The sequence below is a fragment of the Mycobacterium sp. URHB0021 genome (assembly GCF_054057895.1).
The window spans coordinates 5,077,711-5,100,224 of record NZ_JBSRZT010000002.1; the positions used below are offsets into that span (position 1 = coordinate 5,077,711).

The following is a 22,514-nucleotide window of genomic DNA, read 5'->3' on the forward strand; positions in this document are numbered from 1 at the left end:
CAATCTGACTATACCTAGGGGTCGATTAATGCGAACGTACCGCGCGTACCAAGTGACAGGACAGCACCAGTTCGAGCTGGTCGATCGCGACATCGTCGAACCCGAGCCAGGTCACGTGCGGGTGCGGGTGCTCAGCTGCGGGGTATGCCACAGCGATTTCCTCGGCGTCGAGGGCGTGCTGCGCCCCGATCCCGGCCGGCCGGTCGTCCCGGGTCACGAGATCATCGGCGTCGTCGATGCCGTCGGCGCCGCTGTGTCCGGCTGGCAGACCGGCGATCTCGTGGGCCTCGGTTACCTCGGCGGCCACTGCGGCGAGTGTGCCTTCTGCCGGCGGGGCGATTTCGTGAACTGCACGGACCAGGCGCTACCCGGTACCGTCGACGACGGCGGATACGCCGAGATGGTGTACGCCCGCGCCAACGGCCTGGTCCGCATACCCGACGGGCTGGATCCACTCGATGCCGCGCCCCTGATGTGTGCCGGAATCACGATGTTCAACGCGCTGCGCCAGGCCGATGCGCCCGCAGGCGCGACGGTGGCGATTCAGGGCATCGGCGGCCTCGGCCACCTCGGACTCCAGTACGCGAAGCAGCTCGGCTACCGGACGGTGGCCCTCGCCCGCGGCCCCGAGAAGGCCCGGCTGGCGATGACACTGGGCGCCGACGAGTACATCGACACTGCGGCCGACGATCCCGGCGCGGCGCTGCAGAAGCTGGGCGGTGTTGACGTGATCGTGGCGACGGCGGCCTGGGCACCGAACCCATCGCGGTGCAGACGAGCGACTTGATCGTCGGTGGCCGCTCGATCGTCGGCGTGCTGACCGGGACTCCGATCGAGAACGAGGAGAACCTGGCTTTCAGCGCCGCGCACGGCGTCAAGCCGATGGTCGAGGTGATGGCGCTGGATGACGCGCCGAAAGCTTACGAACGCATGATGTCGGGTGGGGCGCGATTCCGGATCGTCCTGGATATCGCTAGCGTGGACGCATGACGACTCCACAACCCAAAGTGGAACTGACTGATGACGAGTGGCGCCAGAAGCTCACACCCGAGGAGTTCGCGGTGCTGCGACGGGCCGGCACGGAACGGCCGTTCACGGGTGAATACACCGACACCGACATCGAGGGCGTGTACGAATGCCGCGCCTGCGGAGCCGAGTTGTTCCGTAGCACCGAGAAGTTCGAATCCCACTGCGGCTGGCCATCTTTCTTCGATCCGGCCAACTCCGACGCGGTGATTCTGCGGGAAGACGACTCGCTGGGCATGCGGCGCGTCGAGGTGGTATGCGCCAACTGCCACAGCCACCTCGGCCACGTCTTCGAGGGTGAGGGCTACCCGACGCCGACCGATCAGCGCTACTGCATCAACTCGATTTCGCTGCGGCTGGCACCCACGAGCTGATCGGGGCTAGTCGATCCGGGTGGCGTGCAGCTCCCAGAAGGGCATGTGTACGCGGCCGTCCACCAGCCACGGTTCGATGACCCGGAGCCGTTCCAGCAACGGCTCCATCCGGTCGGCCATGTCCGGGTTGCGTGCGGCCATCATCTCGAAGGTCTCGACGCTGATGTTTCCCTGGTAGGTGGTCGGGCCCAGGTACGTGATCTCCCAGCCGGCGTCCGGGAACACCCGACGGAAGTCGTCCTGGGTCAGGGCGCGCGGCATCGTGAAGCCATTCACGTTGTGGTCGCCGAACTCGAACATGTACAGGCGTGCTGCGGGTTTGGTGGCGCGATGCAGGGCCCGCGCATACGCCTTCTGCAGTTCATGTTCATCGCTGAACACATGATAGAAGGCAGAGTCGACGACGGTGTCGAAGCGGTCGTCGAGCCCCTCCAGCTTGGTCGCGTCCCCCACCTGGAAGTCCACCGACACTCCCGCCTTCTGGGCGTTCTGGCGCGCGCGTTCGATGGCCGTCGGCGACGCGTCGATGCCGGTGGCCGACAAACCCTTCGACGCGTAGTGGATGGCGTGGTGGCCGGGGCCGGTGCCGGGGTCGAGCACCTCGCCCTTGACGGCGCCGAGCGCGACCAACTGCGCAATGACCGGTTGCGGACCACCGATGTCCCACGGTGTGGCGGCAGGCAATCCGTGCGCGGTCCGCTCGTCGCGGTACAGCTCTTCGAAACGATTGGGTTCTTCGGCAGCAGTCATGTTCGCGAGGATAGCGCCGCCCACTAACCGAACGTGGCCGGCGCCGCACGAGGCCTCACGGGCCGTGAGACGCGAGCATCGCGGGAGCGGCCACGGGTGGACTGTAGAAGTAGCCCTGAGCCACCTCGCAGCCGTACTCGAGGAGCTTGAACGCTGTGTCGGCGTTCTCCGCACCCTCCGCAACCGGCGTCACGCCCAACGTGTGAGCGAGGTCGATGACGCCGCGGACGATCGCAGCGACCCGCGGATTGACCAGGATCGGTTCGATGAATTTTCTGTCGAGCTTGACTTCGTCGACGGGCAGCTCGCGCAGGTACCACAGTGCGGCGTAACCGCTTCCGAAGGCGTCGATGGAGTGCGCGACTGATCTGCTGGGACAGATCCAGGTCACCCAGGGACGGCGCAAAAGATGTTGACGGCAACCGGCACCGCGAAGCCCTGCGCGTGCCATTCCGCCACATCGTCGAGGGCCTGCGCCAGCACGAGTTGGGTCACCGATCCCATCAGGCCGTGTTCGCGGACCAGCGGCAGGAAACGCTCCGGCCCGAGCAGTCCCCGATCGCGGTGAGGCCAGCGGATGAGCGCCTCGACGCCGACGATGTCGTCGTCGCGCAGATCGAACTTGGGTTGGTAGACCAGGCTCAGGTCGACGTGGTCGATCGCGCGCCGCAGTTCGCCCAGCAGCCGTACCGCCGCGGCGCCCCGGTTCGCGTCGGCTGACACGTCGAGTTCGGACGGTTCGATGAGATGCATGTCGGGGGTGAAGGCATGAACACCCCCGACCCGCGATCGTTTCGCCGAATACATCGCCACGTCAGCTTGTTTCAGCAGTTCGTCCGCCGAGATGTCGGGGTCGTCTGGCGACGCCACGGCCAGTCCGACGCTGGGCCGGATGATGAGATCATGCCCGTCTATGACGAACGGGTCGTCGAACGCCTGGGCCACGCGGCGGGCGATCAGCCGCGAGTGTTCGGCTCTGCCCTCCATCAGCACTGCGAACTCGTCACCGCCGAGACGGGCCACCGTATCGCTGGCCCGCGCGCAGCCCTGCAGCCGTTCGGCGACCAGAACCAACAGATCGTCACCGGCCGGGTGCCCCAGGTTGTCGTTGACCAGCTTGAAATCGTCGAGAACGAGCGACAACACCGCGACCAGCTGATCGTCCCGTTGATGGACTTGCATCGCGTGGGCCAGCCGATCGTTGAACAACACCCGGTTCGCCAGACCGGTCAGCGGATCGCGCAGCGCTTGGTCGGCGACGGTGTTCAGCAGCTGGCGGTTCTCGCCGACCATGATGAACTGGCGGATCAGCACGGCGCCGATCAAGAGCGACGAGGCTATCAGCAGCGGACCCATGCCTGGTGACGAAAGAACGGCCGGGGCGCAGATCGCCGCGGCGAGTATGACGGGTACATATGGCAGCCACATCGACGTCCGCGCCGGTAATGGCGACGCCTCGTCTCCGATGGGCTTGAGGCATGTGAGAAGTGCCGCCACACCGATGATGAGCAGGCCTGCGGCCCAACCCAAGTCGATGAGGCTGGCGCTGAAGTAGGCATTGTGAGCTGTGAGGTACGGGAATGCCGCGTCCGACAGTGCCATGAGGAGGATCCCGACGTCAGAACGGTCAGCGTTGTCCGCTGCCGGGTGCTCGCTGCCTCAACCGGCGTGTGAGTTCTCCAGGACGATGGCCGCGCCCTGGCCGGAGCCGATGCATACGCCGGCGACCCCGTAGCGCGCATTGCGCTCCCGTAGCTCGGTCGCCAACGTCAGGACGTAACGGGTTCCCGTGGCGCCGAAAGGGTGTCCGATGGCGACGGCGCCGCCGTTCGGAGTGAGCTTCTCATCAGGAACGGAGAACCCACCGAGCTGATTGGGAAGTTCGCGAAGCACACCGAGTGCCTGGGCGCTGAAGGCCTCATGGACCTCCCATACGTCGATCTGCTCTGGAGTGAGTCCGGCGCGGCCGATGGCCAGCGGGATCGCCCACGCCGGCGCCAGACCCATGACCAGCGGGTCGATCCCGTAGACCGCGGAGGACAGCACGCGGGCCAACGGCTCGATACCGAGTTCTGCTGCCTTCTCCCCCGACGCCAGGACGACCGCGCTGGCGCCGTCGGTCAGCGGAGTGGAATTGGCGGCCGTCATCTGGGAGGTGCCGGGTTGCACCGGTAGCGCGGCCAGCTTTTCGGCGGTGGTGTCGTCGCGGATGAAGTCGTCATGCTCGAAGACGCTCGCCGCCGTCTTTTTCGTCGCCGCAATCTGTACGGGCATGATCTCTTTGGCCAAGCGGCCGGAATCACGCGCGGCCTTGGCGCGTCCTTGGGACCGCAACGCGAACGCGTCTATCTCCTCACGGGTCAGCCCGTAGCGGTCGGCAACGTTCTGCGCCGTCTCGATCATGGCGATGTAGGCGTTGCGGGCCAGCAACGCGGGGTTGGGTGGGCCGCCTGCGCCGGCCCACATGGTGTCGAGCAGGATGACGGGTCCCCGGGGGAAGAACGGTGCGTCGCCCTTCATGGAGGCCCAGCCCGAGCGCGACATCGACTCGACGCCGCAGGCGATGCCGACGCCGAGATCGCCGGCCTTGATCGCATGACTGAGGTTCACGGTCGCGCTCAGCGACGAGCCGCAGAAGCGATTGATCGTGGCCCCTGCGACACTGTCGGGGAAGCCCGCCGCCAGCGCCGCCCAGCGCGCGACATCCCCCATTCCCTCATGGGCGGGGTTGACGCAGCCGGCGACGATGTCCTCGACCCGGTCGAGGCCGACACCCACACGTTCGCATGCGCCCTTCATCGCCATACCCAGCAGTTCGTCGAGCCGGATATGCGACAGCGCGCCGCCGTATCGCGCGAACGGGGTCCTTACACCGCCAAGGATGAAGGCGTCGCTCATTTCGCGAATCGTACAGCCGGGCGGTGCCGAAAAAGGGTCTAAGGGAGCTTGGCGACGAGTTCTTCGGCGGGGATCCGCGGGCCGGTGAAGAACGGGGTTTCCTCACGCACGTGGCGACGCGCGTCGGTGGCCCGAAGGTCACGCATGAGGTCGACGATGCGATGCAACTCGGGCGCCTCGAAGGCCAGAATCCACTCGTAGTCACCGAGCGCGAACGCCGGCACGGTGTTGGCCCGGACGTCTTTGTAACCGCGGGCGGCCATGCCGTGCTCGGCCAGCATCTGTTTTCGCTCGTCGTCGGGCAGCAGGTACCAGTCCAGCGACCGGACGAATGGATACACGCAGATGTAGGCGCCCGGCTCCTCGCCGGCCAGGAACGCCGGGATATGGCTCTTGTTGAATTCGGCGGGGCGGTGCAGCGCGACGCTGCTCCACACCGGTGTGGTGGCTCGCCCCAGGGTGGTCGTCCGGCGGAAATCGGAGTACGTGGCTTGCAGCGCCTCGATCGTCTCTGCGTGGGTCCACATCATGAAGTCGGCATCGGCACGGAGACCGGCGACGTCGTAGAGGCCGCGAACGACCACGCCACCGTCCTCCTGCTGCTTGAGGAAGGTCGCGGTCTCGTCGGCCACTCTGTCGCGGTCCGCCGGCTTGTCACCCAGCGCCCCGGGACGCACCGCGAAGACCGAGAACATCAGGTAGCGGATGGTGGAGTTGAGGGTGTCGAAGTCGAGCTTGGCCATCTGCCTATCGTGCCACGTCGGCGGTGATCAGCGACGCGGTCGCCCTGGTGGCGGCGGCCACACAGGCAGGCACCCCGATGCCGTCCAGGTACGCGCCCGCCACCGCCAGTTTCGGGGGCAGGCCGGCCCGCAGTTCGGCGACGAGAGCGCCGTGGCCCGGCCCGTATTGTGGCATCGCGTCGATCCAGCGCAGCACGCGGCAATCCTCCGGTTCGACGGCGAACCCGAAGACCGTCAGGAGATCCTGCGCCGACCACGACAACAGATCTTCGTCTCCGGCATTGCGGGCCAGGTCGTCACCCAACCGGCCGAACGACAAGCGCACCATTTCGGCGTTGCCGCGCCGGCCCCATTTGCGCGACGACAGGGTGATCGCCTTGGCGTGCAGTGGTTCGCCGCTCGCGACCAGGACGCCGGACTGGTTGGGCATCGGCGTACCGCCGGGCAACGCCAGTGCGACCAGCGCGGTCGAGGCCACCGTGATACGGCGGGCCGCGGCGGCGGGCCGCGGGGCGATGTCGGCGATCAGCCTGGGCAGCCGCGGCGCCGGCACCGCCAGCACCACCGCGTCCGCACGCCAGCGCGCACCCTCGTCGTCGATTAACTCCCAGCCACCCGGCGCGCCGCCGACCCGCTCGACGGCGACCTGCGCCCACTGCAGGCGGGACTTCTGGATCAGCCGCTCGACCAGCACGGTGTATCCGCCCTCGACCGCGCCGAACACCGAACCGACGGCCGGCGGCGGCAACACCTCGCGGACCGCCCCGGTCAGGCTGCGCGCGCCCCGGTCCAGCGCCGCCGCCAGCGTCGGCGCGGCCGAACGCAGGCCGATGGTGGCCGCGGAGCCCGCGTACACACCGGCCAACAGCGGGTCGACCGAGCGGGCCACCACCTGCTCACCGAACCGGTCACCGACGAGTTCGGCGACCGAGGGATCGTCGCCCGGCCGCCAGGACAACGGACGGGCGGATTCGTCGAGCATGCGCGCCACGGTGGCGTCGTCGACCAGCCCGGCCAGGGCCTGCGGCCGCGACGGGATGCCGTTGAGCGTGTCCGCCGGCAGCGGGTGCAGCCGCCCCTGGCTATAGAGCAGCGGACGCGCCCCGGTGGTGCCGATCTGCTTGGCCGCCAGCCCGAGCTCGGCCAGCAGCGCCGGTACCTCGGGTCGGCGGGCGACGAACGCCTCCGCTCCGACGTCGAGCGGCTGCCCGCCGACGCGTTCCGTGCGCAGCACGCCGCCCAGCCGGTCGGCGGGGTCGAAGACGGTGATCGACGCATCGGGGCCGGCCGCCACCCGCAGCCGGTACGCCGCGACAAGTCCCGAAATGCCGCCGCCGACAATGCAATACGACACACTCACAGTGAATGCACCAATGCGACGAGGTCGGTGATCACGCCTGGGTCGGTACCCGGCAGCACGCCGTGGCCCAGGTTGAAGACATGGCCCGCCGCGCCCGCGTCGACAGCTCCCCTGCCGTCCGCCACAACGGCGCGCGCCGCCCGCTCGACCACCGGCCAGCCGGCCAGCAGCACCACCGGATCGAGGTTGCCCTGCAGCGCGGTGCCGGCCGGGACCCGGGCGGCGGCGTCGGTCAGCGACGTCCGCCAGTCGACCCCCACCATCTTCGCGTCCGCCATCGAGACAGCCTCGGCCATCGCGCCCAACAGTTCGGCGGTGCCGACCCCGAAGTGGGTCATCGGCACACCCGTCGGGGCCAGCGCTTCGAACACCCGCGTGCTGTGTGGAAGCACATGGCTGCGGTAGTCGGCGGCGGACAGGGTCCCGGCCCATGAGTCGAACAACTGAATCGCGTCCACCCCGGCGGCGATCTGCTCCTGCAGGAACGCGACGGTCAGGTCCGTCAGCGCCGTCATCAGCGCGTGCCAGGTGCCGGGGTCGGCCAGCATCATCGCCTTGGTCCGTTCGTGGTTGCGGCTCGGACCGCCCTCCACGAGGTAGGACGCGAGAGTGAAGGGCGCGCCCGCGAACCCGATCAGCGGAACCGGCCCGAGCTCGGAGACGAGCATCTTCACCGCATCCGCGATGGGCGCAACCTGCTGCGGCTCAAGCGGTTTCATGGCCTCGACGTCGGCGATGCCGCGCACCGGGTGCTCGATCACCGGACCGACGTCGGGCACGATGTCCAGCTCGATGCCCGAGGCCCGCAGCGGCACCACGATGTCGGAGAACAGGATCGCCGCGTCGACGCCGTGCCTGCGCACCGGCTGCAGCGTGATCTCGGTGATCAACTCGGCATCGAAGCAGGCCTGCATCATCGTGTTCGCTGCGCGCAGCGCCCGGTACTCGGGGAGAGACCGTCCGGCCTGTCGCATGAACCACACCGGCAGGCGCTGGGGTTTCCGGCCGTTGACGGCGGCCAGATAGGCCGACTCGGGCAGGTCGCGGCGCGTATTCATCGCCCTCCATGCTGCCATGCGTCATCACCTCGGCCGGCCGCCGGCCAGTTACCTTCCCGCGGGTTTCCCCGCAGCGCCCGCCGTCCGGGCCGGTCGCGTGTCGTCGGCTGTCACAACCCCGCCAAAATCGGCGCGCCTGCGCACAGAGCTGCCCGAATGGGCTAGCGTCAAACGGCGTGACCACCGCCGAACCGGCTCAGTTCCGCGAAGCGGTGGCGGCGATGAGCGCCACCACCGTGCGACCGGAGATCGAGCTCGGCCCGATCCGGCCGCCGCAGCGGCTGGCCCCGTACAGCTATGCGCTGGGCGCCGAGGTCAGGCATCCCGAGACGGCGGTCGTCCCCGAACGCTCGGACGGCGACGCGTTCGGCCGGCTGATCCTGCTCCACGATCCTGACGGCGCCGAGGCCTGGGACGGCACGATGCGGCTGGTGGCCTATATCCAGGCCGATCTGGACTCCACCGAGGCCGTCGACCCACTGCTGCCCGAGGTGGCGTGGAGCTGGCTGGTGGAGGCGCTGGAGTCGCGGGCCGAGCACGTCACCGCCCTCGGTGGCACCGTCACGGCCACCACGTCGGTGCGCTACGGCGATATCTCCGGCCCGCCGCGCGCCCACCAACTCGAGCTGAGGGCCTCGTGGACGGCGACGACGCTGGAGTTGGGTCCGCACGTACAGGCCTTCTGCGAGGTGCTCGAGCACGCCGCCGGTCTGCCCCCCGATGGTGTCACCGACCTGAACTCCCGTACACGCGCCTGACGATGGCTCACCCCGAGGAGCCGGGCTCCGACGCGGCCACCGACGACACCGAGACCGCGGAGCCGGAGGCCACGCCGCTGCTGAAGCCCCGCGACGGGGTCCCCGATCTGTCCGTCAGTTCGCGCGAAATCGCAAGGGCAGCAGATTTACTGGCTTCCGGCGACGGCCCGTTCGCGGTGGATGCCGAACGTGCGTCGGGTTTCCGGTATTCCAATCGCGCCTACCTGATCCAGATCCGCCGGGCGGGTGCGGGCACGGTGCTGATCGATCCGGTGAGCCACGGAGGCGATCCGATCGCCACGCTCGCGCCCGTCGCGGAGGTGTTGGGTGAAGACGAGTGGGTTCTGCACGCAGCCGATCAGGACCTGCCGTGTCTGGCCGAGGTCGGCATGCGGCCGGCGAGGCTGTACGACACCGAGCTGGCGGGCCGGCTGGCCGGTTACGACCGGGTGAATCTCGCAACGATGGTGCAGCGATTGCTGGGGCTGCAACTGACGAAGGGCCACGGCGCCGCCGACTGGTCGAAGCGCCCGCTGCCGACGGACTGGCTGAACTATGCCGCGCTGGATGTCGAGGTGCTGGTGGAGCTGCGCCACGCGATCGCCGCGGTACTCGAGGAGCAGGGCAAAACCGACTGGGCGGCACAGGAATTCGAATACCTGCGCACCTTCGAGGGTACGCCGACGCGGCGCGACCGATGGCGCCGCACATCGGGGATCCACAAGGTGCGGGACGCGCGGACGCTCGCGGCGGTGCGTGAACTGTGGACCACCCGCGACACCATCGCACGGCGCAGGGACATCGCGCCGGGACGGATCCTGCCCGACGCCGCGATCATCAACGCGGCCACCGTCAATCCGGATTCGGTCGAGAAACTCACCGCGCTGCCCATATTCGGCGGCGCCAGGCAGCGCCGCAGCGCGCAGGTCTGGCTGGACGCCCTCGCGCGGGCCCGCACCACGGAGGACCCGCCGGCGGCACAGGAACCCTCGAACGGGCCGCCGCCCGCGTCGAGGTGGCTGCGCCGCAAACCGGAGGCGGCGGCTCGGCTCGAGGCGGCGCGTGCCGGGCTTGCCGAGGTGTCACAACGTGTTTCGGTGCCGACCGAGAACCTCGTCTCGCCCGAGGTCGTCCGCAGACTGTGCTGGGACTGGCAGCCGGTCGCCGACACGGCCGCCGTGGTCGACGAGTTCCTGCGGGACGCGCAGGCCCGCCCCTGGCAGCGTGAACTCGTCGTGACCGTTCTCGCGGACGCTCTCGTCAGCCAGCAATGACCCGGTCGACGTGGGCCAGGAAATGGGCCAGCACCGCGTCGGGGGCTTCGATCTGCGGCCAGTGCCCGACGGTGTCGTCGAGCATCACGACGTCCGGTTCGGGGATCACCTCGGAGTAGCGTCGCGCCATGTGCCTGCCCGAGTTGGGGTCGACCGGCCCGTCGATCAACCTCATCGGGATATCCGTCTGGCGCATCGCCCGCACCCACCGATTGCGATGGGCGTAGCGGTCGTTGATGAACCTGCCTACCTTGTGGGTTACGCGTTTGCCGTCGTTGTACGCCAGGATTTCGTGAAACAGGTCAAGCATGCGGCGCGACGGCTTGGTGTCGGGACCGAACAACTCGTTGATCGTGGGTTCGATCAGGCGACGGGAAACCGAGCTGTTCTGGAGCGGACTCATGATGTCCCCCAACGGTGTCCGCGACAACACCTTCTGCAACAGCCGGGGGGTGTAGGCCTCGTTGAACAGGCCGCCGTTGAGCCAGGTGATGGATTCGATGCGACGCTGCCCGTATGCCTGCTCGGAGAACTCATGACGGGCCAGCAATTCCTGGCCGACCGAGTCACCGAGATCGTGGGCCAGGATGTGCGTCGATGTGACGCCGAGGTGAGCCAGCAACGCCTCGTGCATGTCGGCGTGGTCGTGGACCGAGTACTGGTAGGCGACGGGTTTTTCGGAGAAGCCCATGCCCAGCATGTCCGGCGCGATCACGCGGAATCGTGCGGTCAACCGGTCCCACAGCGGAGCCCAGTCCCATGAGCTGAACGGGTATCCATGGATGAGCAGCAGGTCGGGGCCGCTGCCCAGGACCCGATAGAAAACGTCGAAGCCAAGATAGTCGAAGTGCCGGCCGGCGGCCTTCCAGCGTTCGAGTTCCGCATCCATCATCCGAGGCTACGGCGCCACGGGAAATGTAGCCGCACTGAATACCTTCCCCTTTCCAGCGGTTAAGCCAAACGGGCGCCTCGGTCGGGGAAGGGAACATCAATGGTGGACGTGTACGGATCGACGGCAGTGGTCACCGGCGGACAGCGCGGACTCGGCAAGGCGATCGTCGACGAGCTCCTCAGACGGGGAGCCGCCAGGGTTTATGCCACCGCCCGCAAACCGGAGCCGGATGGCGACCCGAGGGTCGTCTGGGTCCCCTGCGATGTGACCGACGCGGTTTCCGTTGCGGAGTTGGCGGATACCGCTTCAGACGCCACCATCGTCTTCAACAATGCCGGCACCAACGCCGGCCGGCCGTCCCTGCTCGACGGCGACTGGCACGACATTCGTGCGGTGTTCGAAACGAATTTCTTCGGAGTGCTGAGGGTGACCAGAGCGTTCGCCCCGATCCTGGCCCGCAACGGTGGTGGTGCGCTCATCGACATCGTCTCCGTGCTGTCGTGGATGTCCGGCACCGGCGCGTACGGCTGCTCCAAGGCCGCACTCTGGTCCGCCACGAACTCGCTGCGAATCGCGTTGCAGCCGCAGGGCACACTCGTGACGGGTGTGCACGTCGGGTACATCGACGCCGACATGACCCGAGACATCGAGGTCGCCAAGGCCGCCGCCGACGAAGTGGCTTACGTGATACTCGAGGGCGTCGAGAACGACGACAGCGAAATACTGGTCGACGACCTGAGCCGGCGAGTGAAGGCGGCGCTCACGGGGCCGCCCGAACGTCTGCGGCTGCATTGAGAGCAGTGAGAACCGCATCGCCCCGGTCGCGCGCTGAACTCAGTCGAGGCGCTCGCTGACGACACCCTCGCCCACCGGTGCGCCCAGCGCGGCCACCCAGCCGGTGATCTGACGGGCGATGTTGCGGTCGGTCAGGCCGACCTCGGCGAGCACCTCACCGCGCGACGCCTGGGCGAAGAACACCTGGGGCAATCCCAGGTCACGGCAGGGTACGTCGATCTCGCCCCGGCGCAACGCCGCCGACACCGCGGAGCCGATGCCCCCGTTCACCCCGTTGTCCTCGATGGTAACCACCAACTTGTGCGCGGTGGCAAGGTCTCCGATGGCGTCGGGCACCGGCAGCACCCACCGCGGATCGACGACCGTCACGCCGATGCCCTGATTGCGCAGCCGTTCAGCCGCCGCCAGCGCCATCGCCGCGAACGGCCCGACCGCCACCACCAGCACATCGTCGGAGAGCCCATCGGCGGGCACCGCGAGCACGTCCACTCCGTCGCGCCGCTCCAGCGCCGAAACATTCTCGCCGACATCCCCTTTCGGGAACCGAATGGCTGTCGGGCCATCATTGATGTCGAGCGCTTCGCCGAGTTCTTCGCGCAGACGCGCGCCGTCGCGGGGTGCGGCCACCCGCAGTCCGGGGACGATGCCGAGCATCGACAGGTCCCACATGCCGTTGTGGCTGGCGCCGTCGGGTCCTGTCACGCCTGAGCGGTCGAGCACCATCGTCACCGGCAGCTTGTGCAACGCGACGTCCATCATGACCTGGTCGAACGCCCGGTTCAGAAACGTCGAGTAAATCGCCACCACGGGGTGCATTCCGCCCATGGCCAAGCCGGCGGCCGACGTCATCGCATGCTGCTCCGCGATGCCGACATCGAAGAAGCGGTCTGGGAAGCGCTGGCGGAAGGCGGTCAGCCCGGTCGGACCGGGCATGGCCGCCGTGATCGCCACGACGTCGCGGCGCTTGGCGGCGTACTGGATCAGCGACTCGGAGAACGTCGACGTCCAGCCGGGGCCGGGCACCGAGGTGGCCAGGCCGGTCTCCGGGTCGATCACCCCGGTGGAGTGCATCTGCTCGGCCTCGTCGTTCTCGGCGGGTCCGTACCCCATGCCCTTGCGGGTGACGACGTGCACGATGACCGGCGCGTTGAACCCGCGGGCGCTTCGCAACGCCGCCTCGACGGCGTGCTCGTCGTGGCCGTCGATCGGGCCCACATACTTCACGCCGAGGTCGGTGAACATCACCTGGGGCGAGAGTGCGTCCTTGATCCCGGCCTTGACGCTGTGCATGCACTGGTAACAGATCTCGCCGATCAGCGGGACGCCGCGGACCGCCTTGCGGCCCTCCTCCAGCAGCCGCTCGTAACCCGGCTGCAGTCGCAGGCCGGCCAGGTGGTCGGCGAATCCGCCGATGGTGGGCGCGTAACTGCGGCCGTTGTCGTTGACGACGATCACCACTGGTCGGCGCGCGGCCGCGATGTTGTTCAGCGCTTCCCAGCACATGCCGCCGGTGAGCGCGCCGTCACCGACCACGGCGACGACATGCCGGTTGCGGTGCCCGCTCAGCTCGAACGCCTTGGCCAGGCCGTCGGCATACGACAGCGCCGAACTCGCATGGCTGGACTCGACCCAGTCGTGCTCGCTTTCGCTGCGCGACGGATAGCCGGACAGGCCGTCCTTCTTACGAAGCGTGTCGAAGTCGTGGGCGCGCCCCGTCAGCATCTTGTGCACGTAGGCCTGATGGCCCGTGTCGAAGATGATCGGATCATGCGGCGAATCGAACACGCGGTGCAGCGCGAGGGTGAGCTCGACCACGCCGAGGTTGGGGCCGAGGTGCCCGCCTGTCGCAGCAACCTTGTGGATCAGGAACTCGCGGATCTCCCGGGCCAGGTCGGACAGTTGCGGCTGGGACAGGTGCTGCAGATCAGCGGGGCCGCGGATCTGTTGAAGCATCAGGCCAGTGTACGCAGGGCATCCGCATCAGTCCTGTCGCGCACCGTAGATGTCGGGCACGCCGTCGGCATCGTCGTCGGCGGTCTCGAGCCGATGAATGCGGCGATACGCTGCGTTTCTGCTCAGCAGCACACCGGAAGCCAATACACCTGCGACAACGGAGCCGACGAGCACGCCGATCTTGACATCGGCGCCCGCCGGGGTGCCGTATCCGAACGCCAGCTCGCCGATCAGTAACGACACGGTGAAGCCGATGCCGGCCAGGAGCGACACACCGAGAACGTCGCGCCAGGCGAGGTCGTCGTCGAGGCTGGCGTGGGTGAATTTGGCCAACAGGAACGCCGTCAACCACACCCCGAGGGGTTTGCCGATGACGAGGCCGGCGATGACACCGTCGGTGACCGGGCGAAGCAGCGAGTCGCCGAGCCCTGACCAGCCGCCGACCGTGACGCCGGCGGCGAAGAACGCGAACACCGGCACCGCGAATCCCGCGGACAGCGGCCGCACGGCGTGCTCGAACGCCTCGGCCGACGCGTGCCGGCCGAGCACCGGCACGGTGAAGCCCAGCACGACACCCGCGACGGTGGCGTGCACACCGCTGGCATGCATCAACGTCCAGGCCGCGACCGCCAGCGGCAGCAGCACCCACCATTGGTGCAGTCCGCGCTGAGCGGCCAGGCCGAACAGCGCGATCGGGATCAGTGCCAGCGCGAGGAAACCCGGCGACAGGTGGTCGGTGAAGAAGACGGCGATCACGGTGATGGCGAGCAGATCGTCGACGACGGCCAGCGTCAACAGGAATGTGCGCAGCGCGCTCGGCAGGTGCGTGGACAGCACGGCCAGCACCGCGAGTGCAAACGCGATGTCGGTGGCGATGGGCACCGCCCAGCCGTCGAGGTTCTCGGGGTGTCCGCTGATCACGTTGATACCGATGAAAATGCCGGCGGGCACGATCATTCCGCCGACGGCGGCCGCGATCGGCAGAGCGGCGCGCCGGGGATCCCGCAGGTCTCCTGCGACGAACTCGCGTTTGAGTTCGAGCCCGACGACGAAGAAGAAGATCGCCAGCAGGCCGTCGGCCGCCCATGACGACACGGGCAGCCGCAGGTGAATCGCCTCCGGGCCGAACGTGAACTCCGACACCGCGTGGTAGGTGGCGGACCAGGGCGAGTTCGCCCACCCCAGCGCTGCCGCGGCGGCCAGGAGAAGCAGCACACCGCCCACGGTTTCCTTGCGGAGGATCTCGGAGAAGCGCTGCGTCTCGGGCCACGAACCGCGGGTCAGCAGGCGGGTGGCCATTGAGCAGAGTCTAAGTTCCGGTTGCCCGTGATGGCCATTTACGGCATCTTTACGCATGGAGTGCCGGGAAGTCTGGTCGGCAGTCGCACACGACACGTGGCGACTTACACGACGGCCATCGGAGTTCCCGGGTGACGATGCGACAGGGTTTCGGCGGGGACCGCCGCCAAAAAGCCGTCAGGATCCCGCCGCATGTCGGTGGCGGCGACGTAGCGTTCGGGTGTGCACGCCGATCAGATCGCCGAGGAGTTTCCCGTCGTCGAGTTGGACTCCGATGCGCTCGATGCCGTGCACCTGCTGGCCGACCGTCGACTGCCCGGTCTGGTGGTCACCGATCAGGCGGGCAAGCCCGTGACGATCTTGCCGGCATCACAGGTGGTCCGCCTCCTGGTGCCCGCCTACGTACAGGAAGATCCGTCGCTGGCCGGTGTGCTCAGCGAGTCGATGGCCGACCGGATTGTCGACAAGCTGAGCGGAAAATCGGTCAAAGCGGTGCTGCCCAAACCAGCGCCGCACATGACGACCGTGAAGGCCGACGACACCATCGTCGAAGTGGCCGCCACCATGGCGGCCAACCGTTCGCCCCTCGTGGCGGTGATGGGACGCGACGGCCTCATCGGCGTCATCACGGCGCCGAGGTTGCTTCAGGTGGCGCTCGGGTCACACTGAGCGCCCCAGGCACCGGGGAGTGATCCGGTGCCCACCGTCGCGGTAATCGTCTTCGTCGTCGCCTACGTCCTCATCGCGACGGAGCGCATCCACAAGGTCAAGGTCGCCCTCGGTGGAGCGGCGATCGTGGTCGCCCTGGGCGTCGTCGGTTCCCAGGACGTGTTCTACTCGCACGAGACCGGAATCGACTGGGACGTCATATTTTTGCTGCTTGGCATGATGGTGATCGTCGGGGTGCTGCGCCAGACGGGGGTTTTCGAGTACACGGCGATCTGGGCGGCCAAACGGGCGGGCGGATCCCCCCTCCGGGTACTGGTCCTCCTGATCCTCATCACCGCGGCGGCTTCGGCGCTGCTGGACAACGTCACCACGGTGCTGCTCATCGCGCCGGTGACGCTGTTGGTGTGCGAACGCCTCGACATGAACCCGGTGCCCTTCCTGATCGCCGAGGTCTTCGCCTCCAACATCGGCGGCGCGGCGACCCTGATCGGCGACCCACCCAACATCATCATCGGCAGCCGGGCGAATCTGTCGTTCAACGACTTCATCGTCCACCTGGCGCCGGTCGTCATCATCACGATGGCGGTTTTTGTCGCGGCGCTGCCATTGCTGTTCCGGGGCTCGCTCACCGTGCATGCGGACCGGGTCGCCGAAGTCATGTCGCTGAACGAACGGGAGGCGATCCGGGATCCGCGCCTGTTGATCAAGAGTGCCGTCGTGCTCGTCCTCGTTTTCGCGGCGTTCATCGCCCACTCGGTCATCCACGTCGAACCTTCCGTCGTGGCGTTGATCGGCGCCGGTGTGCTGGTGCTGATTGCGGGCGTCGAACAGAGGCACTACCTCGCCGGCATCGAGTGGGAGACCTTGCTGTTCTTCGCCGGCCTGTTCATCCTGGTCGGATCACTGGTGAAGACCGGTGTCATCGGCGACCTGGCGCGGCTCGCAGGCGACGCGACCGGCGGAAGCCCACTGCTGGCGACGATGTTGATTCTCTTTGCCTCGGCGCTGCTTTCGGGCGTCATCGACAACATCCCGTACGTGGCGACGATGACGCCGGTGGTCGCCGACCTCGCCACGACCATTCCAGACCCCGCTCAGGCGCAGGCCCTGTGGTGGGCACTGGCACTCGGGGCGGGTTTCGGCGGCAACATGACCGCCGTCGGTGCGAGTGCGAACGTGGTGATGCTCGGTATCGCGGCCCGCGAAGGTCACCCGATCAGCTTCTGGGAGTTCACCCGCAAGGGCTCGATGGTGACCGTGCTGACCATCGCCGTCGCCGCGCCCTATCTGTGGCTTCGGTATTTCGCCTTCGGCTGAGGGGCGTTATCGAAGGCAGCGGCCCGTTGCGACGACGGGTCGGATACGTTCGGCGTCGATGGCGATCATCGAACGGCAGAGCATCATCGATGCGCCCGCCGAACGGGTCTGGGCGCGCGTGGTCACGCCGGAGGGCATCAACGACGAACTACGGCCCTGGATGACCATGTCGATGCCGCGCGGCATGGACGGGATGGACGTCGACGACCTGCCGATCGGCATACCCGTCGGAAGGTGCTGGATGCGGTTGTTCGGGGTGCTGCCGTTCGATTACGACCGGCTCTGCATCGTCGACCTCGAACCCGGCCGGCGCTTCGACGAACAGTCCACGATGATGACCATGCGGCAGTGGCGCCACGAACGCAGCATCGCCGACGAAGGCGAGAAAACCGTTGTCCGCGACCGCATCACGTTCGAGTTACGGGGACCGATTCGCGTGCTGACACCGGTGGTCGCCGTTGGCGTAAAGACCCTGTTCGGGCACCGGCACCGGCGCCTGCAGCGACACTTCGCCGCCGGAGGTTAGTGTCCTGTGTCATTGATTGGGTTGCGCCGGTAGGCGATCCAGCAACTCAACGCCGATGTCCGAGCCTGGATCGACAACTTATGACCCCATGTCTGGACCGCGGATGGCCCTGCAGCGCTGGCGGTGACCGGCTGCGGTGATTGAACCTAGGTGGGTGGGGGTGGTGGTTGGGGTTGGAAGGGTTGATACCACCACCAGTCGGCGCGTTCGCCGGTGGGTCCCGGACAGGGTGGGACCGCCGGTGGGGGTCGGGTTGGGGGGCGGGCCAGCGACCCCGGGCTCAGGGTGCGCCCGGCGGTGTCGGTGACGCACAACTGGGCTGGGGGTCCGGTGATGATGATACCGCCGCGGTGGTGCAGCCGGTGATGGTAGGGGCACAGCGGCCCCAGATGCAACCGCGCCACCTGGTCGTGCACATCGACGTGTACCACCACGTGGTGTGCTGGCCGTGCGGGCGGGCCGCCGCCTCGGCGTCCCAGCCGGCATCGACCAGCCGCAGAAACGCCGCGCCGGTGGACGGGAGCGGCGGCCGCCGCCCGGACTGATCGCCGCCGGCGGCGTGATCGCGTTTGCACTCGGCGACCAGGGCCTCACGATGAGACCCCAGGGCCGCGTCGAACTTCGCCGCCTCCAGATGCGGCAACGTGATCCGAGACTGGGTGCACGTCTCATCGGAGGTGGAGCTGATCGAAACCCGCGGCTCGGGCTCCGGGCCAAGGTCCGGCCGGGGCTGCGGCTCGCGCTCCGGCTCGGGCTCGGGCTGCGGCTGGGACTTGGGGTCGGGCTGGGACTTGGGGTCGGGCTGGGCCTCGGGGTCGGGTTCGGGTGGGGGTTCGAGTTTGACCGCGGTGCGCAACTGCGACACCGAGGCGACCCGGGCGAACTCCGCGTAATGCTCATCGGAGCCATCGGCGGCGCCGCCGGCGATCACCCCGACCTGATCCAGCGACAGCCGACCCTCCCGCATCCCCTGCGCGCAGCGCGGAAACACCGGCAACCGGTGCGCCACAGCGGCGATCGTGGCGGCGTTGCCCGACGAGGCGCCCAGCTTCCAGGCCACCAACGCCGCGATCGACCGCGCCCCCGTCGACCCGCACAACCCGTCGTGGTCCAACTCCGCGACGATCTGCACAATGCGCCCATCAATGGCATTGCGCTGCTCCGCCAGCTCCGACAACTCCCCGAACAACACCTCAACACGCTCCCCAGCCCGCACCACCGGCACCTCAAGCGAAGCGGTCGACGACATAACCCCATCATCGCAGCCAGGTCCGACAAATTCGGGCCACCCGAGTCCCACCGGGGATCCAGATGCCAATAGGCACAACCTGATCGGACGCCATCAGCAGACTCCGCGATGCCCGGCCCGCTCGTCATCGGTCAGCCCAATATCGGCCGCGCATAACACCCCGGCGATAAAGCCTTGGCTGCCAACCCATCCTCGGTTCGCTACGGCACTCAACACCGACAGCCGACCCTGGAACCCACCTGAGACGACACACGCGAATCAATCGGCAAATACTGCAACCGAATTAACGACTCAGGGCACGGTCCAGACTTCCGTCATGCTCTTCGAGTGCAGCCTCGACAATGGAGTAGGTGGCGGATCTGCGGAGTTTCCCGGACGGGGTCTTGGGCAGCGTCCCGGGCCCGACGACCGCAACGAGGCCGGGGCTGACTCCGATTTCGGTGTAGACGGCTCGTGACACCTCGTTCATGATTCTTCGCTTGTCCCGAGAGTTGTTGTGTTCGTGTGACTCGACGGCGACCGCGAAACTCTCTCGTTGAGCCGGAGACGTGAGCCGTATCGCGACGGCGTTGCCCGGCCGGACCCCATCGACCCGTCCGGCCGCGCGTTCGATGTCGGTGGGGAAGATATTGCGCCCAGCGACGATGATCATGTCCTTCTTTCGGCCGCACACCACGATCTCGCCGGTTTCGGTGCGATACCCCAGGTCCCCGGTTGCCAGCCATCCGTCTGCGTCCAGCGCATGTCGGCTTCCGGCGGGGGTCACATAGCTGCGCGTGACCGCGGCCCCGCGGATCGCGAATTCGCCGATCTGACGGTGCGGCAACGTTGAGCCGGCTCCGTCGACGACGCGGAGTTCGATACCGGGCAGCGGGAAGCCGAGTTTGACGAAGCTGCGGGTGTCCGTGCCCTTGCTGGGCCAGGCCCGGGCCGCGGTCTCGATAGCCTGGGTGTCCACGGTATCGACGCCGACCGTGTCACCGGGTTTGGTGAAAGACACGGCGAGCGTCGCTTCGGCCATTCCGTAGGCGGCGATCAGTGCGGTTTCCTTGAGCCCGAAGCGGCGGGCGGATTCGAGGAACGTGGTGATGGTGGTGTTGTCGATGGGCTCGGCGCCGTTGAGGACGAAGCGGAGGCTGGACAGATCGTAGGCGTCGTCTGCCGCATGGTTCAGACGCCGGGCCAGCACCGTATATGCAAAGTTGGGCGCCGCGGTCATGGTGCCGCCGTACTTGGTGATGAGCGCCGGCCACAGCAGAGGTGACCTGAGGAATTCTGTCGGTGTGATGCAGACGGATTCGACACCGACCGCCATCGGCGCGACCAAGAAGCCGATCAATCCCATGTCATGGAAGAGGGGCAGCCAGTTCACCATGACCTCGGTAGCGGGGTCGACGACCTTCGCTGCTTCCGCCATGGCGCGGATGGTCTGATGGAGGTTGCGATGTGAGATCGCGACTGCTTTCGGGATCCCGGTCGAGCCGGAGGTGAGTTGCAGGAGCGCGATGTCTTCTTCGGCGCTGTCGAAGGGTTCGACCGGGCTGCCATCGGACAGGGATTCCACGGGGTGAACGGATATGCCGTTCTCGATCAGGACAGCTGCGGCAGGCCCGAAGGGCTCGCCGACCAGCACCGTGTGTGCACCGATCATGGCCAGGACAGTCAGCGTGTCCTGGAGCCACACCACCAGGTCGGCGCGGGGCGTGGGCTGATGAAGCATCGTCGCGGACCCTCCGCGCATCCAGACGGCCTGGACGAGGGGCGCGATGTCAACCGGTTCGCCGGCCAGGATCGCCACCGGGTCGCCGGGCCGGACACCGGCGCGGGCCAGGGATCCCGCCATCCGGCTTGCGGTGCGGTGGACCTCGGCCCAGGTGTGCCGGACCGGGGCGTGTGGTTCCCCGGTAACCAGGCCCTTGCCGAGAGTCAAAGCGGCGGTGAACATTTCATCAGCCAAGGTACTCACGGCAGTTCCTTGTGCGGGACAGGAGATGGTTGGAGGTTCATTCGTGGACAAATCGCTGGAGGTTGGCGAAGTCGGGACGCAGTGTGGCGGCGACAAGTTCCCAGAGGACCTCGTCGGTACCGCCGCCGACTCGGCCCAGCTTCATATCCCTCCACCAGCGTCCGAGTGGCGATTGGTCGGGGAGGTAGCCGGTGCCGCCGAAAATGTGCATGCATTCGGAGATCACCTCTTCGCCGAGGCGGGCCGCCGTGACCTTCATCGCTGCAGAGGTACGGAGGTTGAGTTGTGATCCTTCGGTGGCGATGCCGAGCAGTGCCCAGCGGAGTACGTCGACCCGCGCGTGCAAGTCCGCGATGCGCAGACGCAGGGCTTGATGGTCGAACAGGGGCACGCCGAATTGTTCGCGTTGCTTCATCCTTGCCACCGTCACTCCGATGGCGAGGTCGCAGGCACCGACCACTTGGCCCGCGACGGACAGGCGCTCGTGTGCGAGGCCCCAGCTGATGGCGGCAAGACCCGTTCCGGGGCGGGCGATCATGGCCTCGGGCGGCACCCAGGTATCGAAGCTGAGCGGGGCGGTGTCCAGGCAGCTGGCTCCGACTTTGGTGTACACGTCTCCGATCGAGAGCTGCTCGGTGGGGACGGCGAACAGCGCGACATCGCCATGGCGCCCTGAACCGTCGGTGGCCACGCCTCGAACGACTATCAGGGCGATGTCCGCGATCGGCGAGAGAGAGACGTACTTTTTGTGTCCGCGAAGGCGGTAACCACCGTTCTCTGCGACATTTGTGGACTTGACGTTCTGCAGATCCGAGCCTCCTCCGGTTTCCGATGCGCCGATGCACAGCACGGTCTCGCCCGCGATTGCTGCGGTGGCGATGTCTCTCAAGTACATGTTCCTGCCGAAGCGGCGCAGGATCGCGATCGCAGCGTCGTGCAGACTCACTCCCACCGCGATCCCCGCTGAGCCGAGTCCACCGAGGCGCTCGGCAAGCGAAATCAGCCGGGACACGTTCGGGTGGACGCCCTCGGGCCATTTGGCAGCGAATATGCCCTCGCGCCCGAGCATTTCGATGAGTTGACGGGGAAACGCTCCTCGCAGCTCTGCATCCTCGACGAGCTGGACGACCTCGGCGCTGAACACGTGGTCCAGCGCCGTCGAGAAGTCCCTGTCCGCCCGGCCGACGAGATGGGGGGTGACGAGGCTCATGGCCGGCTTGAGGTGGCCAGGCCGGCCTCGCCGCCGACCGGCGCAAAGGTCTCATGGGCCAAATCTCGGGAAATGTCGATCAGGTGCACGACATCTCCGATGGTTTCGCAAGCGAACAGTTTCTCCTCCGAGAGTCTGAGGTCAAATCTTTCCTCGATTGCCACGACGCCGATCGCGAAGGCCACCGAGTCGAAACCCAGGTCCCCGATCAGTGTTGAGTCGAAATGCACGCGGCCAGGGTCCATCGCGAGGTCGGACTGAAGGATGGCCAACAGGGTGGCGTGTGTGGAATTGGTCATCAGGATTCCTCAAATGAGTGTGTCTGGCAAACGGATGTGTGTTCGGGAACCACCGACTGACGAATACGGACTGAAGCTTCTGTCCATGGTTTGAGGAT

At 67.3% G+C, this 22,514-nt stretch carries 22 protein-coding genes and 1 pseudogene; 9 read left to right on the forward strand and 14 right to left on the reverse strand.

Translation table 11 applies throughout. The annotated features are described in order from the left end of the window. Window positions 1-52: 52 nt before the first annotated feature. From ACVWWN_RS27390 to msrB, 3 genes are read left to right on the forward strand one after another with little or no spacing between them, the layout of a single operon-like run. Window positions 53-787, forward strand: a complete 735-nt coding sequence (locus ACVWWN_RS27390; protein WP_457146656.1) for an alcohol dehydrogenase catalytic domain-containing protein — start codon at window positions 53-55, stop codon at window positions 785-787. Next, window positions 784-990, forward strand: a complete 207-nt coding sequence (locus ACVWWN_RS27395) for a hypothetical protein (protein ID WP_457146657.1) — start codon at window positions 784-786, stop codon at window positions 988-990. The genes ACVWWN_RS27390 and ACVWWN_RS27395 overlap by 4 nt, the downstream gene beginning before the upstream one ends. Further along, entirely contained in the window at window positions 987-1,400 is a 414-nt protein-coding gene (gene msrB / locus ACVWWN_RS27400; protein ID WP_457146658.1) for a peptide-methionine (R)-S-oxide reductase MsrB, read from the forward strand. The genes ACVWWN_RS27395 and msrB overlap by 4 nt, the downstream gene beginning before the upstream one ends. Before the next feature lie 6 nt (window positions 1,401-1,406). Here the strand turns inward: msrB and ACVWWN_RS27405 are convergent, their stop codons facing one another. Genes ACVWWN_RS27405 through hemE form a run of 7 tightly spaced genes read right to left on the reverse strand, consistent with a single transcriptional unit; the run spans window position 1,407 to window position 8,209 of the window. Further along, entirely contained in the window at window positions 1,407-2,150 is a 744-nt protein-coding gene (locus tag ACVWWN_RS27405; RefSeq protein WP_457146659.1) for a class I SAM-dependent methyltransferase, read from the reverse strand. Window positions 2,151-2,205: 55 nt separating this feature from the next. Then, window positions 2,206-2,541: an EAL domain-containing protein gene (locus ACVWWN_RS27410; RefSeq protein ID WP_457146660.1), complete on the reverse strand. Its 336-nt coding sequence runs from the start codon at window positions 2,539-2,541 to the stop codon at window positions 2,206-2,208. Continuing rightward, window positions 2,538-3,752 (reverse strand): putative bifunctional diguanylate cyclase/phosphodiesterase, encoded by a 1,215-nt coding sequence (locus ACVWWN_RS27415; RefSeq protein ID WP_457146661.1) that lies wholly within the window; start codon window positions 3,750-3,752, stop codon window positions 2,538-2,540. The genes ACVWWN_RS27410 and ACVWWN_RS27415 overlap by 4 nt, the downstream gene beginning before the upstream one ends. Window positions 3,753-3,809: 57 nt before the next feature. After that, window positions 3,810-5,048, reverse strand: coding sequence for a thiolase family protein (locus ACVWWN_RS27420; RefSeq protein WP_457146662.1), 1,239 nt, complete (start codon window positions 5,046-5,048; stop codon window positions 3,810-3,812). A gap of 38 nt (window positions 5,049-5,086) precedes the next feature. Beyond that, a complete protein-coding gene (gene hemQ / locus ACVWWN_RS27425) occupies window positions 5,087-5,791 on the reverse strand; it encodes a hydrogen peroxide-dependent heme synthase (RefSeq protein WP_457146663.1) in 705 nt (234 codons plus the stop codon). A gap of 4 nt (window positions 5,792-5,795) precedes the next feature. After that, window positions 5,796-7,151: a protoporphyrinogen oxidase gene (locus ACVWWN_RS27430; protein ID WP_457146664.1), complete on the reverse strand. Its 1,356-nt coding sequence runs from the start codon at window positions 7,149-7,151 to the stop codon at window positions 5,796-5,798. Beyond that, window positions 7,148-8,209 (reverse strand): uroporphyrinogen decarboxylase, encoded by a 1,062-nt coding sequence (gene hemE / locus ACVWWN_RS27435; protein WP_457149302.1) that lies wholly within the window; start codon window positions 8,207-8,209, stop codon window positions 7,148-7,150. The genes ACVWWN_RS27430 and hemE overlap by 4 nt, the downstream gene beginning before the upstream one ends. A 221-nt stretch (window positions 8,210-8,430) precedes the next feature. Between hemE and ACVWWN_RS27440 the strand changes: the two genes are divergently transcribed. Further along, complete coding sequence (locus tag ACVWWN_RS27440) at window positions 8,431-8,967, forward strand: DUF3000 domain-containing protein (protein WP_457149303.1); 537 nt, start codon at window positions 8,431-8,433, stop codon at window positions 8,965-8,967. A gap of 2 nt (window positions 8,968-8,969) precedes the next feature. After that, window positions 8,970-10,241, forward strand: coding sequence for an HRDC domain-containing protein (locus ACVWWN_RS27445; protein ID WP_457146665.1), 1,272 nt, complete (start codon window positions 8,970-8,972; stop codon window positions 10,239-10,241). On the opposite strand, the gene ACVWWN_RS27450 is transcribed toward ACVWWN_RS27445, so the two are convergent. Further along, entirely contained in the window at window positions 10,228-11,130 is a 903-nt protein-coding gene (locus ACVWWN_RS27450; protein WP_457146666.1) for an alpha/beta fold hydrolase, read from the reverse strand. The genes ACVWWN_RS27445 and ACVWWN_RS27450 overlap by 14 nt on opposite strands. 102 nt (window positions 11,131-11,232) lie before the next feature. Here ACVWWN_RS27450 and ACVWWN_RS27455 point away from each other — a divergent pair, with 102 nt between their 5' ends. Then, window positions 11,233-11,928 (forward strand): SDR family oxidoreductase, encoded by a 696-nt coding sequence (locus ACVWWN_RS27455; protein WP_457146667.1) that lies wholly within the window; start codon window positions 11,233-11,235, stop codon window positions 11,926-11,928. 39 nt (window positions 11,929-11,967) lie between these two features. On the opposite strand, the gene dxs is transcribed toward ACVWWN_RS27455, so the two are convergent. Together dxs and nhaA are read right to left on the reverse strand one after the other, a co-directional pair. After that, entirely contained in the window at window positions 11,968-13,881 is a 1,914-nt protein-coding gene (dxs, locus tag ACVWWN_RS27460; RefSeq protein WP_457146668.1) for a 1-deoxy-D-xylulose-5-phosphate synthase, read from the reverse strand. Between the two features lie 27 nt (window positions 13,882-13,908). Continuing rightward, window positions 13,909-15,180, reverse strand: coding sequence for a Na+/H+ antiporter NhaA (gene nhaA, locus ACVWWN_RS27465; protein WP_457146669.1), 1,272 nt, complete (start codon window positions 15,178-15,180; stop codon window positions 13,909-13,911). A 222-nt stretch (window positions 15,181-15,402) separates the two neighbouring features. On the opposite strand from nhaA, the gene ACVWWN_RS27470 reads away from it, so the two are divergent. The 3 genes from ACVWWN_RS27470 to ACVWWN_RS27480 are packed head-to-tail and all read left to right on the forward strand — an operon-like array spanning window position 15,403 to window position 17,692. Further along, entirely contained in the window at window positions 15,403-15,849 is a 447-nt protein-coding gene (locus ACVWWN_RS27470; protein WP_457146670.1) for a CBS domain-containing protein, read from the forward strand. Window positions 15,850-15,876: 27 nt separating this feature from the next. Beyond that, the gene (locus ACVWWN_RS27475; RefSeq protein WP_457146671.1) at window positions 15,877-17,166 is read left to right on the forward strand and encodes an SLC13 family permease; all 1,290 of its coding nucleotides are present in this window, start codon (window positions 15,877-15,879) and stop codon (window positions 17,164-17,166) included. 58 nt (window positions 17,167-17,224) lie between these two features. Continuing rightward, a complete protein-coding gene (locus tag ACVWWN_RS27480; protein ID WP_457146672.1) occupies window positions 17,225-17,692 on the forward strand; it encodes a hypothetical protein in 468 nt (155 codons plus the stop codon). Window positions 17,693-17,838: 146 nt separating this feature from the next. On the opposite strand, the pseudogene ACVWWN_RS27485 reads toward ACVWWN_RS27480, so the two are convergent. From ACVWWN_RS27485 to ACVWWN_RS27500, 4 genes and pseudogenes are all read right to left on the reverse strand, one after another. Next, window positions 17,839-18,941 (reverse strand): annotated as a pseudogene (locus tag ACVWWN_RS27485) (DUF222 domain-containing protein). Window positions 18,942-19,224: 283 nt separating this feature from the next. After that, window positions 19,225-20,907 carry a fatty acyl-AMP ligase gene (locus tag ACVWWN_RS27490; RefSeq protein ID WP_457146673.1) on the reverse strand — a complete coding sequence of 561 codons (1,683 nt, stop codon included), beginning with the start codon at window positions 20,905-20,907 and terminating at the stop codon, window positions 19,225-19,227. Window positions 20,908-20,944: 37 nt separating this feature from the next. Further along, window positions 20,945-22,117, reverse strand: a complete 1,173-nt coding sequence (locus tag ACVWWN_RS27495) for an acyl-CoA dehydrogenase family protein (RefSeq protein WP_457146674.1) — start codon at window positions 22,115-22,117, stop codon at window positions 20,945-20,947. Further along, the gene (locus tag ACVWWN_RS27500; protein WP_457146675.1) at window positions 22,114-22,416 is read right to left on the reverse strand and encodes an acyl carrier protein; all 303 of its coding nucleotides are present in this window, start codon (window positions 22,414-22,416) and stop codon (window positions 22,114-22,116) included. The genes ACVWWN_RS27495 and ACVWWN_RS27500 overlap by 4 nt, the downstream gene beginning before the upstream one ends. Window positions 22,417-22,514 lie beyond the last annotated feature (98 nt).

Excerpts from the sequence above, each read along its gene's own strand:
- msrB (WP_457146658.1), top strand. The coding sequence starts at position 987 with ATGACGACTCCACAACCCAAAGTGGAACTGACTGATGACGAGTGGCGC.
- ACVWWN_RS27405 (WP_457146659.1), bottom strand. The coding sequence starts at position 2,150 with ATGACTGCTGCCGAAGAACCCAATCGTTTCGAAGAGCTGTACCGCGAC.
- ACVWWN_RS27415 (WP_457146661.1), bottom strand. The coding sequence starts at position 3,752 with ATGGCACTGTCGGACGCGGCATTCCCGTACCTCACAGCTCACAATGCC.
- ACVWWN_RS27420 (WP_457146662.1), bottom strand. The coding sequence starts at position 5,048 with ATGAGCGACGCCTTCATCCTTGGCGGTGTAAGGACCCCGTTCGCGCGA.
- hemQ (WP_457146663.1), bottom strand. The coding sequence starts at position 5,791 with ATGGCCAAGCTCGACTTCGACACCCTCAACTCCACCATCCGCTACCTG.
- hemE (WP_457149302.1), bottom strand. The coding sequence starts at position 8,209 with ATGAATACGCGCCGCGACCTGCCCGAGTCGGCCTATCTGGCCGCCGTC.
- ACVWWN_RS27440 (WP_457149303.1), top strand. The coding sequence starts at position 8,431 with ATGAGCGCCACCACCGTGCGACCGGAGATCGAGCTCGGCCCGATCCGG.
- ACVWWN_RS27445 (WP_457146665.1), top strand. The coding sequence starts at position 8,970 with ATGGCTCACCCCGAGGAGCCGGGCTCCGACGCGGCCACCGACGACACC.
- ACVWWN_RS27450 (WP_457146666.1), bottom strand. The coding sequence starts at position 11,130 with ATGGATGCGGAACTCGAACGCTGGAAGGCCGCCGGCCGGCACTTCGAC.
- ACVWWN_RS27455 (WP_457146667.1), top strand. The coding sequence starts at position 11,233 with ATGGTGGACGTGTACGGATCGACGGCAGTGGTCACCGGCGGACAGCGC.
- dxs (WP_457146668.1), bottom strand. The coding sequence starts at position 13,881 with ATGCTTCAACAGATCCGCGGCCCCGCTGATCTGCAGCACCTGTCCCAG.
- nhaA (WP_457146669.1), bottom strand. The coding sequence starts at position 15,180 with ATGGCCACCCGCCTGCTGACCCGCGGTTCGTGGCCCGAGACGCAGCGC.
- ACVWWN_RS27480 (WP_457146672.1), top strand. The coding sequence starts at position 17,225 with ATGGCGATCATCGAACGGCAGAGCATCATCGATGCGCCCGCCGAACGG.
- ACVWWN_RS27495 (WP_457146674.1), bottom strand. The coding sequence starts at position 22,117 with ATGAGCCTCGTCACCCCCCATCTCGTCGGCCGGGCGGACAGGGACTTC.
- ACVWWN_RS27500 (WP_457146675.1), bottom strand. The coding sequence starts at position 22,416 with ATGACCAATTCCACACACGCCACCCTGTTGGCCATCCTTCAGTCCGAC.